The sequence below is a fragment of the Pseudomonas sp. P116 genome (assembly GCF_020149425.1).
In the GTDB taxonomy this organism is placed as follows: domain Bacteria; phylum Pseudomonadota; class Gammaproteobacteria; order Pseudomonadales; family Pseudomonadaceae; genus Aquipseudomonas; species Aquipseudomonas anatoliensis.
Genome location: NZ_JACVHB010000003.1, coordinates 344,680 through 358,204 on the forward strand (window position 1 = coordinate 344,680; position 13,525 = coordinate 358,204).

At 59.6% G+C, this 13,525-nt stretch carries 10 protein-coding genes; 5 read left to right on the forward strand and 5 right to left on the reverse strand.

All coding sequences use genetic code 11. The features are described from left to right. Positions 1-142: 142 nt before the first annotated feature. On the reverse strand, positions 143-1,498 hold the full coding sequence (locus ICA15_RS11995) for an OprD family porin (protein ID WP_210553418.1): 1,356 nt from the start codon (positions 1,496-1,498) through the stop codon (positions 143-145). Positions 1,499-1,915: 417 nt separating this feature from the next. Here ICA15_RS11995 and tauA point away from each other — a divergent pair, with 417 nt between their 5' ends. After that, entirely contained in the window at positions 1,916-2,848 is a 933-nt protein-coding gene (gene tauA, locus ICA15_RS12000) for a taurine ABC transporter substrate-binding protein (protein ID WP_224450883.1), read from the forward strand. A gap of 146 nt (positions 2,849-2,994) precedes the next feature. On the opposite strand, the gene argA is transcribed toward tauA, so the two are convergent. Further along, the gene (argA, locus tag ICA15_RS12005; protein WP_150604750.1) at positions 2,995-4,296 is read right to left on the reverse strand and encodes an amino-acid N-acetyltransferase; all 1,302 of its coding nucleotides are present in this window, start codon (positions 4,294-4,296) and stop codon (positions 2,995-2,997) included. A gap of 239 nt (positions 4,297-4,535) precedes the next feature. Further along, positions 4,536-5,681, reverse strand: a complete 1,146-nt coding sequence (argE, locus tag ICA15_RS12010) for an acetylornithine deacetylase (RefSeq protein WP_210553417.1) — start codon at positions 5,679-5,681, stop codon at positions 4,536-4,538. A 155-nt stretch (positions 5,682-5,836) separates the two neighbouring features. Between argE and ICA15_RS12015 the strand changes: the two genes are divergently transcribed. Continuing rightward, a complete protein-coding gene (locus ICA15_RS12015) occupies positions 5,837-7,207 on the forward strand; it encodes an inorganic triphosphatase (protein ID WP_210553416.1) in 1,371 nt (456 codons plus the stop codon). A 94-nt stretch (positions 7,208-7,301) separates the two neighbouring features. On the opposite strand, the gene ICA15_RS12020 is transcribed toward ICA15_RS12015, so the two are convergent. Continuing rightward, the gene (locus ICA15_RS12020) at positions 7,302-7,766 is read right to left on the reverse strand and encodes an Lrp/AsnC family transcriptional regulator (protein ID WP_016983809.1); all 465 of its coding nucleotides are present in this window, start codon (positions 7,764-7,766) and stop codon (positions 7,302-7,304) included. A 126-nt stretch (positions 7,767-7,892) separates the two neighbouring features. Between ICA15_RS12020 and ICA15_RS12025 the strand changes: the two genes are divergently transcribed. The 3 genes from ICA15_RS12025 (at position 7,893) to ICA15_RS12035 (ending at position 10,496) form a co-directional block, all read left to right on the forward strand. Next, entirely contained in the window at positions 7,893-8,231 is a 339-nt protein-coding gene (locus tag ICA15_RS12025; RefSeq protein ID WP_150616804.1) for a hypothetical protein, read from the forward strand. 92 nt (positions 8,232-8,323) lie between these two features. Further along, positions 8,324-10,108 carry a GspE/PulE family protein gene (locus ICA15_RS12030; RefSeq protein ID WP_150616805.1) on the forward strand — a complete coding sequence of 595 codons (1,785 nt, stop codon included), beginning with the start codon at positions 8,324-8,326 and terminating at the stop codon, positions 10,106-10,108. Positions 10,109-10,178: 70 nt separating this feature from the next. Beyond that, on the forward strand, positions 10,179-10,496 hold the full coding sequence (locus ICA15_RS12035; RefSeq protein ID WP_042561654.1) for a DUF2388 domain-containing protein: 318 nt from the start codon (positions 10,179-10,181) through the stop codon (positions 10,494-10,496). A gap of 145 nt (positions 10,497-10,641) precedes the next feature. On the opposite strand, the gene gcvP is transcribed toward ICA15_RS12035, so the two are convergent. Then, the gene (gene gcvP, locus ICA15_RS12040) at positions 10,642-13,515 is read right to left on the reverse strand and encodes an aminomethyl-transferring glycine dehydrogenase (protein WP_210553415.1); all 2,874 of its coding nucleotides are present in this window, start codon (positions 13,513-13,515) and stop codon (positions 10,642-10,644) included. Positions 13,516-13,525 lie beyond the last annotated feature (10 nt).

Here is a 13,525-nt window from a genome sequence, read left to right on the forward strand (position 1 = left end):
GGTTCGAGAAGGCCTTGAGTTGCTGTAAAGAGGGAAATGTCGGGACAGGCTTACGGGGGTGGGCCTGACCCGGAAACGCAAAAGCCCCGTCCGGCGCGATGCCGGACGGGGCTTTTTTACATCAGCGGTTCGACGCGCGCTTTTACAGCAGCGGTAACGAGTAGCTGAGGATCAGGCGATTTTCATCCTGGTCGCGCTGACCGGCAATGTCGGTGCGCCACGAAGCGTTTTTCCACATGAAGCCTACGTTCTTCAACGGGCCTTCCGGGATGACGTACGCAACGGTCAAATCGCGTTCCCATTCGGAAGCGCCGTTAGACGTTTGGACGCGGCCGGCGTTGTAGGTATCGACGTTATCGCCACGCAGATAAACCATGCCAGCGGTCAGGCCAGGCACACCCACCTTAGCGAAGTCATAGGAATATCGTGCTTGCCAAGTGCGCTCGCCGGCACGGCCGAACTTCTGGATTTGCATGTCGGTGATGGTGTAGTTCGACGATCCGTCGCCCTGGTTCAGCCAAGGGAAGTCGCTGCTACCGTTACTTACCTGATAACCGCCACCAAATGTGTGACCGGCAACGGTGTAAAGGAACAAGCCGCTGTACAGGTTGTTGTCGACTTTACCGCGACCATTGGCGAAACCGGCGTAGCTACCGCTGCTGAAGTAAGCAGGAGTGTTGCCGTTTGCACCGTCGTCGGAACTGTTGAAGTAACGCAAGTCAGACTTCAGCACGCCCGGGCCGATTGCCCAGTTGTGAACCAGACCCAGGAAGTGTTGCTTGTAGAAATCTTCCAGGTTGCCGTAGTAGTACTGGGCAGTCAGGTCTTTGGTGATTTTGTAGTCACCACCGCCGTAGATGAACTTGTTGCTGTTCACTGTACGCGCTGCTGCGCCACCGATAGACAGCTGTTCATTGTTGCTGGAGTTACGACCTTTGGCGTGCTCGATCTGACCACCGATCAGGGTCAGGTCTTTGATTTCGCCAGAGGTGATCTGGCCGCCCTGCCAGGTTTGTGGCAAAAGACGACCGTCGTTGGTCACGATAACCGGCAGTTTTGGCTGCAGAGTACCCAGCTTCAATTCAGTCTGGGAGATCTTGGCTTTGGCAGTCAGGCCCAGGCTGGAAAAGTTATCAACGGCTTGGCCATTGGATTCGCTTGGGAAAACAGTGCCGCCGTAAGCGGTACCTGGGTTGCCGTTAGCGGCAACGTTGCCGTTGGTACCGCCGCCCGAATCCAGACGCACGCCCAGCAGGCCGATGGCATCGATACCGAAACCGACGGTGCCTTGGGTGTAGCCGGAAATGAAACGCAGATCGAAGCCTTGGCCCCACTCTTCGTTGCGACTAGGTTCGGCAGTACCGTTACGGTTATCCGTGTTGATGTAGAAGTTACGCAGCCCCAAAGTTGCCTTGCTGTCTTCGATGAAACCGGCGGCGCCTGCCTGCTGCGCCATAACCCCTACGGCCACAGCCAGGGCCAAGGTGGACTTGTTCATGTAAAGCTCCTCTCGTTCTAATTCTTGTGTTCCTGGCCCGGGGTCTGATGCCCTGGATCCTAAGATGCGCGATTAGCGCCAGACCGTGACCAACAAGTCAATCGTAACTATGTGTGTCTACGACCATGGTCTAATCGCCGTGATTTGGTCCGTGCAGAGTAAAGATTTCCTGATAAAGCCAAAAAGAATTTATTAATCCTTTTTCATATCATTTCGGAATATGGCCATTAGCTGGCCATCTACGCCGGGATACAGCGTATCGGCGACTAAGCTCATTCCTAAATGGTATTTGTTGACCTTTTTTTAGATCGATTAGCTTTGGCGCAACCCCAGTACGTCAAACCCTATCGAAAAGGCGACGCCATGATGGCCAAACGCGCACTATCTAGTCAATTTGTTACAGTTTGTGTATCGGCAATGATTTGTTTTTCCGCCCACGCGGCCAACCTTACGGTCGGATACCAGACCGGTATTGATCCGAGCAAAGTCCCCCAGGCGGACGGCGTCTACGAGAAAACCATCGGAGAGAAAATCGACTGGCGCCGCTTCAACAGTGGCCCGGAAGTTGTGACAGCCATTGCTTCCGGCGACGTGCAGATCGGCAACCTCGGCTCCAGCCCTTTGGCGGCTGCCGCTTCACGCAATTTGCCGATCGTCGCGTTCATCGTTTCCGCGCAAATCAATGCTGCCGAAGCCCTGGTGGTGCGTAATGGTAGCGGCATCGATACCCCGCAGGATCTGGTCGGCAAGACCATCGCAACGCCGTTTGTTTCCACTTCCCACTACAGTCTGCTCGGTGCGCTCAAGCACTGGGGACTGGACGCCTCGAAAGTCAAAGTGGTGAACCTGCAACCCGCGGAAATCGCCGCCGCGTGGAAGCGTGGGGACATTGATGGCGCGTTTGTCTGGTCACCGGCACTGGGTGAAATCCGCAAAACCGGCAAGACCCTTGCGGACGCCGCGCAGGTCGGCCAGTGGGGCGCACCAACCTTTGAGGTCTGGGTGGCGCGCAAGGATTTCGCCGAGAAGCATCCTGATGTCGTGGCCAAATTCGCCAAGGTTACGCTGGATTCGTTTGCTGACTATGCGGCGCATAAGGACACCTGGACGGCTGACTCGGTCCCGGTACAGAAAATCGCCAAATTGACCGGCGCCAATGCCGCCGATGTGCCGGAACTACTTGCAGGCTCGGCCTTCCCGGATGCCCAGGCACAGCAAACCACGGCGCTGCTGGACGGCGGCACGGCGAAAGCGATTGGGGAAACGGCGAAGTTTTTGAAGGAGCAGGGCAAGGTCGAAACGGTACTGCCGGATTATTCACCCTACGTAAGCGCGAAGTTTGTGCAGTAACGCATAACCCAATGTAGGAGCTGCCGAAGGCTGCGATCTTTTGATCTTGTTTTTTGAGACCAAAATCAAAAGATCGTCCGATCGCGGCCCGAGCCTTCGGCAGCTCCTACACAGGTCCCATTCAGGCCCCGCATTGGGGCTTTTTCTTAAAGGGACTTTTCGAAGATCTTCGAATTACGTTGATAGTTGTACAGCGACGCCCGAGCCGCTGGCAGACGCTCGACACTGCTCGGTTCGAATCCACGCTCGCGGAACCAGTGCGCGGTCCGCGTGGTGAGGACGAACAGCGTCTTCAAGCCCTGCGCCCGAGCACGGGTTTCGATGCGCTCCAGCAATTCGTCGCCGCGCCGGCCATGGCGATACTCAGGGTTCACCGCCAGACATGCCAGCTCACCCGCATCCGAATCAGCAATCTGATACAGCGCCGCACAGGCGATGATCATGCCTTCGCGCTCAACCACGCTGAACTGCTCGATCTCACGTTCCAGTACTTCGCGCGAACGACGTACCAGAATCCCCTGCTCTTCCAGCGGGCTGATCAAGTCGAGCAAACCGCCGACGTCTTCAATCGCCGCCTCGCGCACCAGTTCGAATTGCTCCTGGGCTACCAGCGTACCGCCACCGTCACGGGTGAACAGCTCTGTCAGCAATGCGCCATCCTCGACGTAACTGACGATATGGCTGCGCGCTACACCGCCACGGCAGGCTTCGGCGGCGGCATCCAACAGTTCCGCTTGATAATTGCTGCTGCCCAGACGTTGCAAATGCGCCGGCACTTGTTGCGGACGCAGTTCGCGGACCAGTTTGCCGTTCTCGTCGATCAGGCCGAGGTCGGCGCCGAACAGCAGCAATTTGTCTGCACCCAGATCGATGGCGGCGCGGGTGGCGACGTCTTCGCAGGCAAGATTGAAAATCTCACCGGTCGGCGAATAGCCCAGCGGCGACAGCAGCACGATCGAACGCTCATCGAGCAAACGATTGATGCCCTTGCGGTCGACCCGGCGCACTTCACCGGTGTGGTGATAGTCGACACCTTCCAGCACGCCGATTGGCCGTGCTGTCACCAGGTTGCCGCTGGCCACGCGCAGGCGCGAGCCCTGCATCGGCGACGAAGCCATGTCCATCGACAACCGCGCTTCGATGGCGATGCGCAACTGGCCGACCGCATCGATCACACACTCAAGGGTCGCGGCATCGGTGATGCGCATGCCGTGGTGGTAATGCGGAGTCAGGCCGCGGGCGGCGAGACGGGCTTCAATCTGTGGGCGCGAACCATGCACCAGCACCAGCCGCACGCCGAGGCTGTGCAGCAGCACCAGGTCGTGGACGATGTTGCCGAAATTCGGATGATCGACGCCGTCGCCGGGCAGCATGACGACGAAGGTGCAATCGCGGTGGGCATTGATGTAGGGAGAAGCGTGACGAAGCCAATTAACGTATTCGGGCATGAACCTGGGCCTGTAATAAATAGCAGCCGGAAAAAAGGGCGAAACGGAAAACGCACAGCGGGCTGATGGTTATCGTCGGAACAGGCTTGGCGACACGCGCTCTCTCCTCATGAATACGGGTTGGGTTGCCGGCAATTTAACGGTCTGCCCCTGTAGGAGCTGCCGAAGGCTGCGATCTTTTGATCCTCAACAAAACATCAAAAGATCGCAGCCTTCGGCAGCTCCTACAAGGAATGCGTTCAATTCTTCAGGCAGTAATGTTCAATCAACTGTCGCAATAGATGCACGGTAGGCTGCAAACGTGACATTTCAAGGTATTCGCCCGGTTGATGCGCACAGGCAATATCACCGGGGCCGAGCACAATCGTTTCGCAGCCAAGGCGCTGAAGATAAGGCGCTTCGGTGCCGAACGCTACTGCTTCGGCAGTGTGGCCGGTGAGCTTTTCGGCGATCCGCACCAATTCGGCGTCCGCGTCCTGCTCGAATGGCGGCACTTCCGGGAACAATGGCTTGTAGTCGATCTTCACCTGATGCCGCTCGGCAACCGGGTTGAGCTTGCGCAGAATCTCCGCCCGCAGGACTTTCGGGTCCATACCCGGCAACGGCCGCAGGTCGAACTCCAGCGAACACTGGCCGCAGATGCGGTTGGGGTTGTCGCCGCCATGGATGCAGCCGAAATTCATGGTCGGTTGCGGCACGCTGAATTGCGGATTGTTGTATTCGCGCTGCCACAGCAGACGCAGCCCGCGCAGTTCGCCGATGGCATCGTGCATGGCCTCAAGGGCGCTGTGCCCCAGGCGCGGGTCCGACGAGTGCCCGCTCTGCCCAAGGATGTCGATGCGTTCCATCATGATGCCTTTGTGCATGCGAATCGGCTTGAGCCCGGTCGGCTCGCCGATCACTGCCGCGCGGCCCAGCGGTCGCCCGGCCTCGGCCAGCGCGCGAGCGCCGGACATCGAGCTTTCTTCATCACAGGTGGCGAGGATCAGCAGCGGTTGCTTGAACGGCTGATCGAGCAGCGGCAGCACGGCGTCGATGATCAGGGCGAAGAAGCCCTTCATGTCGCAACTGCCCAAACCGACCCAGCGGCCGTCGACTTCAGTGAGTTTCAGCGGGTCGGTCTGCCATAAGGCGTCGTCGTACGGCACCGTGTCGCTGTGCCCGGCCAACACCAGACCGCCAGGGCCGCTGCCGAAACTGGCGAGCAGATTGAATTTGCCGGGGCTGACCTGCTGGATGTCACAGCTGAACCCCAGATCACCCAGCCAACCGGCGAGCAAATCGATCACCGCCCGGTTGGATTGATCGAGGTTCGGTTGGGTACAGCTGACCGACGGCGCGGCGATCAGCGCAGCGAACTGGTCTTGCATGGACGGCAAAGGCATCGCTGACTCCAACTCCCGATTTGAAGTCCATCATAGAACCATCCGGCGTCAGGAATAAACCGCCGCAGGGCGTAGGACGAATCAGTCCTGTACACTGCACGGCCTTGGCAGCCACATATTCCCCGGCTGCGCTCCCGATCCTGGATTTTCCGGCCATGCAGAAAGAAACCGAAATCAAACTCCGCGTCAGCCGCGAAACCCTCGCCGCCCTGCGCGAGCACCCTCTTCTCAAGAAACGCAACAAAAGTGGCTGGGAACGCCGTGAGTTGATGAACCAGTACTTCGACACCCCGGAGCGCGACCTGGCCCAGGCCAAAGTTGCCCTGCGCCTGCGCAAGGACGGCGATGAGGTGATTCAGACCCTCAAGACCCGTGGCCAGAGTGTCGCCGGTCTGTCCGAGCGTAACGAGTACGACTGGAAGCTGCCGAAAGCCAAGCTCGACGTGAAGAAACTCGACGGCGAATGCTGGCCAGAGTCGCTGGCCGAGCTGGACAAGAAAACCCTGAAGCCAATCTTCACCACCGATTTCGTCCGCGAGCGCGCCGAAATCGCCTGGGGCCGCGGCAAGAGCAAAGTGGTTATCGAAGCGGCGCTGGATCTCGGTCACGTCGTGGTGGGCAAACAGAAAGAAGAAATCTGCGAGCTGGAACTCGAACTGCGCGAAGGCGAGCCTGAAGCGTTGCTGGAACTGGCCGCTGAACTGGCACAAACCCTGGCCCTGATGCCGTGCGACATCAGCAAGGCCGAGCGCGGCTATCGTCTGTACGACGCCAACAGCTACTCGCTGAGCCTGCCGGCGCCGCAACTGACGGTCGAAACCCAACTGGACGACGCCTTCGCCGCACTGTGCTGGCATTTGCTCGGCAGCAGCCAGCGTCTGGCCGAACAGTATCGTTTCAATGGTCACTGGCGTTTGTTGCAGGACTGGGTCGAGAATCTCGCGGAAATGCGCGCTCTGCTCAGCAGCCTCGGCCAGGCCGCACCGCGTCCATCGACCCACGACCTGCGCGTGGCCCTCGATGCACTGCTGGAAGACTGGCGCCCGCTGGTTCAGGTGGGTATCGAAGACGAAGACGTGCGCAAAGCCGCGCCGGAGCAGTTCCTCGAAGAGCTGGAAGACCCACGTTGGGGCCAGTTCTCGCTGACCGCTTCGCGCTGGCTGCTGGCTCGCAGCTGGACCACTGATCGTAATGTGCGTGGCAACCGTCAAGGTGGTGCGCAGTTGCACAGCTGGTTGCCGCGCCTGCTCGGCGAAGAAGCCACGGCCCTGCAATTGCAGCGCTATCAGCAACAGCCGGAAGATCTGGCTGAACAGCTGCCGCGTATCGAGCGCATTCAGGTCTGGCTGCACCACGCCCGCAATGTACTGGAGATCCCGGAAATGGATCGTCTGTACGGCGAGCTGAACAAGTTGGCGCAACTAGCCAACGAGCCGACGATCACTGACGAACTGCTCGATGCACGCAAGCAGCAGGCGATTGCGGTTTATCAGAATCGTGCGTGGAAAATGCTGCTGCGTATGTAATACCGCTAAAAGATCGCAGCCTTCGGCAGCTCCTACAGGGTGTACGCCATTCCCTTGTAGGAGCTGCCGCAGGCTGCGATCTTTTGCTTCTTCGCTACACCGGCAGGCTGGTTGTGGACTTGATCTCCGACAGCGCCACAATCGAGTTCACTTCCTGTATCCCCGGCACCAGCGACAGCTTCTCGAAGAAGAACCGCTCATACGCCTCGATGTCCGCCGCGACAATTCGCAGCAGAAAATCCACCGCGCCCATCAGCACATAACACTCCAGCACTTCCGGAAAACCGCGAATCGCTTCGGTGAATTCGGTGAAGTTCGAACGCCCGTGGGCGTTGAGTTTGATTTCGGCAAAGATCTGCGTGTTAAGGCCGATCTTCTTGCGATCAAGCAAGGTCACCTGGCCGCGAATGATCCCCTCCTCCTTCATCCGCTGAATCCGCCGCCAGCACGGCGATTGCGACAAGCCCACCTGCTCGGCGATCTGCGCACTCGAGAGCGAAGCGTCCTCTTGCAGCAAGGCTAGAATCTTGCGGTCGTAGCTGTCCAGCTCGCTGTGCATAGAAAAACCTCAAACAGAACATTCTGCGAATTGATCCAGTTGATCAAACGCCAATAACGCCCATCTTAGATAAGAAATACCCGGCAGCGAATGTAAAAATTCCTCTAGTGATTTTGGAGCCCTGCCATGCCGCACCTTGAAGCCGTCAACACGCCCCCGACCCGCGCCGATGTCTGGAACGTCAGTAACGCCCACTGCCTGGCGCAGTATCAGATTCTGGCCGAGGCCGAACCGGATCTGCTGGTGCGCGTGCTCAACCTGTTCGCGCTGCAGTTTCTTACGCCTGAGCAAGTGAACGTGCAGCGAATGGATGATCTGTTGTCGATCGACCTCGTCATGGGCGGCTTGAGCTGGCATCGCGCGCAGGTGATTGCGGAAAAACTTCGTAACCTGATCAGCGTCTGTTCGGTGAATCTGCAGAACACCGACACGGCGTGGGCCGCACCGGCGCAGGCGGCCGGCTGACAAATCCGGCAACGGCTTCGTCGGGTAGTGGCCCAACGGTCTGCGGGGCCGCGACTATCCTTTTGCGCACTGTCGCTTAAAAGGAAGCCCGCATGTCCGTTCAACTTGCCACTCAGGACCGCTGGCTGGACCTCAATGATGTATTGCGTGAACTGGTCGCCCAAGGCTTCATCAGCCAGGATTCGGCGGAGCAGGCACTCAATGCACGCCGTCGCCACGCCGCGCATGGCCAGAAGCATCCGCTGGAGTTTATCGCCAGCCAGCAACTGGACGACCTCAGCCGTCCGGGCAAGCATCTGGACCTCGAAAGCCTGACCCTGTGGCTGGCGCAACAGGCCGGCCAGCCCTATCTGCGCATCGATCCGCTGAAGATCAACGTTGCCGCCATCACCCCGTTGATGTCCTACGCCTTTGCCCAGCGCCACAAGATTCTCGCGGTGGCGGTCGATCGCGACTCGGTGACGGTGGCCAGCGCCCAGCCTTATGTGACCGGCTGGGAAGCCGATCTGACTCACGTCTTGAAGCTGCCGATCAAACGGGTGGTGGCCAACTCGGTGGACATCCAGCGTTTCAGCGTCGAGTTCTTTCGCTTGGCCAAATCGGTCAGCGGTGCCAGTAACGCCGATCAACAGAACGGCAACCTCGGCAACTTCGAACAATTGCTCAACCTCGGCGCCAGCGATCAGGAGCCGGACGCCAACGACGCGCACATCGTCAACATCGTCGACTGGCTGTTTCAGTACGCCTTCCAGCAGCGCGCCAGTGATATCCACATTGAACCGCGCCGCGAGCAAGGCACGGTGCGTTTTCGCATCGACGGCGTGCTGCATAACGTCTATCAATTTCCGCCGCAGGTGACGATGGCCATCGTCAGTCGCCTGAAAAGCCTCGGGCGGATGAACGTCGCCGAAAAGCGCAAACCCCAGGACGGCCGGGTCAAGACCAAGACCCCGGACGGCGGCGAAGTGGAGTTGCGCCTGTCGACCCTGCCCACCGCGTTCGGCGAAAAAATGGTCATGCGGATTTTCGACCCGGATGTGCTGCTCAAGGACTTCGATCAGCTTGGGTTTTCCGCCGACGATCTGCGCCGTTGGCAGGACATGACTCGCCAGCCCAACGGCATCATTCTGGTCACCGGGCCCACCGGTTCGGGCAAGACCACCACGCTCTACACCACCCTGAAAAAACTGGCGACGCCGGAGGTCAACCTCTGCACCATCGAAGACCCGATCGAAATGGTCGAGCCGGCGTTCAACCAGATGCAGGTCCAGCACAACATCGACCTGAGCTTCGCCGCCGGAGTGCGCGCGCTGATGCGACAGGACCCGGACATCATCATGATCGGCGAGATTCGCGACCTCGAAACCGCCGAGATGGCGATTCAAGCGGCACTCACCGGGCATCTGGTGCTGTCGACGCTGCACACCAACGACGCGCCGAGTGCGATCAGCCGATTGCTTGAACTGGGCGTGCCGCATTACTTGATCAAGGCCACGGTGCTCGGGGTCATGGCCCAACGGTTGGTGCGGACCCTGTGCCCACACTGCAAGGCGCCGCTGACCCTGGACGAGGAGGATTGGCAAACCTTGACCCGGCCCTGGCAGGCGCCACTGCCGGGCAACGCACAAAGGGCCATCGGCTGCGTGGAATGTCGCGACACCGGTTATCACGGACGCGCCGGGGTTTACGAAATCATGCAACTGAGCGACAGCCTCAAAGCCTTCATCACCCCTGACACCGACCTCACGGCGATCCGCCGCCAGGCATTCAAGGAAGGCATGCGCAGTTTGCGTCTGTCCGGTGCACAGAAAGTTGCGGCGGGGCTGACAACGGTTGAGGAAGTGCTGCGGGTGACGCCACAAAGCGAGTTGAAATAGGCGTTCAGGGAACCGGACAGGGGAAATGACGATCCAACCGGTCATTCAACACCAGTGGAGTCACCCCCTCATGCGTCTCAAACTTGCTGTCGCTACTCTTGCCCTGCTGTCTCTGCCTGTTGGTTCGGCAATGGCCGACAGCTTCTGGCGTAACGTCATTTCCTCCGGCGCCACCACCGGCTCGACTTACCTGACCTTCAAGGATCACAAGCTGATCGTCGCCGCACAGGACGACGCCGGCAGTTTCGTTGCCAGCGATGGCGGCATCCGTGGCCCGTATCTGGAAGCTGCAATGCAGAAAGTCCGTAACGACAATCCGGGCCTGCAGGCGACGGACATGGAACTGGCGAACGCGATTCTGGCGAAGAACGCCGTGGCTTCCGAGTAAGCCTTTCGCCCACAAAAATGCCGCTCATTTGAGCGGCATTTTTTTTGAAGACAAATCAAAAGATCGCAGCCTTCGGCAGCTCCTACAGGGCACGGGTGTACACGAATCAATGTAGGAGCTGCCGAAGGCTGCGATCTTTTGATCTTCAGCGGTAATCGTCGACCGGCACGCAAGCGCAATACAGATTGCGATCCCCATAGACATTGTCGACCCGATTCACCGCCGGCCAATACTTGTGTGCCTTGGTGTGTGCATCCGGTGTGATGCCTTGCTCGATGCTGTACGGCCGCTCCCACACGCCAGTGACATCCGCCAAGGTATGCGGCGCACGCTTGAGCGGGTTGTCTTCCGCCGGCCAGTTCCCGTTCTGCACCTCGGTGATTTCCGCGCGAATACTCAACATCGCGCCGATGAACCGGTCCAGCTCAGCCTTGGATTCGCTCTCGGTTGGCTCGACCATCAAGGTGCCCGGCACCGGGAACGACATGGTTGGCGCATGGAAGCCGTAATCCATCAGGCGCTTGGCGACATCCTCCTCGCTGATCCCGGTCTGCGCTTTAAGCGGCCGCAAATCGAGTATGCATTCATGGGCCACGCGACCATTGCGACCGGTGTAGAGCACGGGAAACGCACCGGATAAATGCTGCGCCAGGTAGTTCGCCGCGAGGATTGCCACTTCGCTGGCATCCGCCAGTTGCGGCCCCATCATGGCGATGTACATCCAGCTGATCGGCAGAATACTCGCACTGCCCCACGGCGCCGCGCTGACCGCTCCGTTCTGCGCCAGCGGCCCGTCGATCGGCACCACCGGATGATTGGCGACGAACGGCGCCAAATGTGCGCGAATGCCGATCGGCCCCATGCCCGGCCCGCCACCACCATGGGGAATGCAGAAGGTCTTGTGCAAATTCATGTGCGACACGTCGGCACCGATGTCCGCCGGCCGCGCCAGCCCGACCTGCGCATTGAGGTTCGCGCCGTCCATGTACACCTGACCGCCGTGCTTGTGGATAACCTCGCAGATCTCGCTGATGCCTTCTTCGTACACGCCGTGGGTCGATGGGTAGGTCGCCATCAGGCATGACAACTTATCCCCAGCCTCGGCGGCTTTTGCTTTCAAATCCTCTAGATCGACGTTACCCGCCTCGTCGCACTCGACGATCACCACACGCATCCCGGCCATTTGTGCCGAGGCTGGATTGGTGCCGTGGGCCGAGGACGGAATCAGGCAGATATCGCGCGCGCCCTGCTGGCGGCTCTCGTGATATTTGCGGATCGCCAGCAACCCGGCGTACTCGCCCTGAGCGCCGGAGTTGGGCTGCATGCAAATCGCGTCGAACCCGGTAATCGCGCACAACCAGCGCTCAAGTTCTTCGATCATCAAGGTGTAGCCGACCGCCTGCTCCCTGGGCACGAAGGGATGCAGATTGGCGAACTGCGGCCAGGTGATCGGGATCATTTCGCTGGTGGCGTTGAGTTTCATGGTGCAGGAGCCCAACGGGATCATCGACTGGTTGAGCCCCAGATCCTTGTTTTCCAGTTGCTTGAGATAACGCAGCATCTCGGTTTCGCTGTGATGGGCGTTGAACACCGGATGACGCAGGTACGGTGTGCTGCGCTGAAGACCGTCTGGAATACCGGAAGCCAGCGCCTGGGCGTCAAGATCCTCGACGATCAGCCCATGATCGGCGCCCAGCAGCACATCGAACAGCTTTGCCACGGTGTGCTCGTCACACGTTTCGTCGAGGCTCAGCCCGACCCGGCCACGGCCGAGAATCCTCAGGTTGATTTGCGCAGCCTTGGCACTTTCGATAATCGCGGTTTGCGCGCCGCCGACGTCCAGCGTCAGCGTGTCGAAAAACTGCGCGTTGATCCGGTTGATGCCGTGGCGCTCAAGCCCTGCCGCCAGAATGCAGGTCAGCCGATGTACGCGCTGCGCGATGCGCTTCAAGCCTTCCGGCCCATGATAGACCGCGTAAAAACTGGCGATATTGGCCAACAGCACCTGCGCCGTGCAGATGTTCGAATTGGCTTTCTCGCGACGGATATGTTGCTCGCGGGTTTGCAGGGCCATGCGCAACGCGACGTTGCCGCGAGCGTCTTTCGACACACCGATGATCCGCCCGGGAATCGCCCGTTTGTATTCCTCGCGACTGGCGAAAAACGCCGCATGCGGCCCGCCATAGCCCATCGGCACGCCAAAGCGTTGCGACGAACCGAACACCACGTCGGCGCCCAACTCACCCGGCGGCGTCAGCAGCAGCAAACTGAGCAAATCGGTCGCCACACAGGCAAGGGCTTGCTGGGCATGCAAGTGATCGATGAGTGGACGCAGATCGCGGATCTCGCCGTGGGTATCGGGGTATTGCAGCAGTGCTCCGAATACCTGGTGCTGCTGCAAGTTATCCACAGCGTCGATGATCAACTCGAAACCGAAACCTTCGGCCCGGGTCTGCACCACGGAGATGGTTTGTGGATGACAGTTCTCGTCGACGAAAAACAGATTGCTCTTTGACTTGGCGACACGTTTGGCCAGTGCCATAGCCTCCGCCGCCGCAGTAGCCTCATCGAGCAATGAGGCGTTGGCCAGTTCCAGGCCGGTGAGGTCGATGGTCAGTTGCTGAAAATTCAGCAGCGCTTCGAGCCGCCCCTGGGCAATCTCCGGTTGATACGGCGTGTAAGCAGTGTACCAACCGGGATTTTCCAGCACGTTGCGCAAGATGACGGTCGGCGTGAGCGTGCCGTGGTAGCCCATGCCGATCAGGCTGGTCCAGACCTGATTCTGCTCGGCGTAGCCACGCAACCTGGCCAGCGCCGCTTGCTCATCCAGCGCTGGCGGCAAGTCCAGTGCGCGATTAAAGCGAATGCCCGGGGGCACGGTCTGCTCGATCAGTTCACCTCGGCTGCCGAGGCCGAGACTGTCGAGCATGGCCTGCTGTTCGGCGGCGTCGGGGCCGAGGTGGCGGCGCAGGAAGGCCTCGGGATCGCGTAACTGGCTCAGGGACGGCAACTGGGACATGACGGGCTCT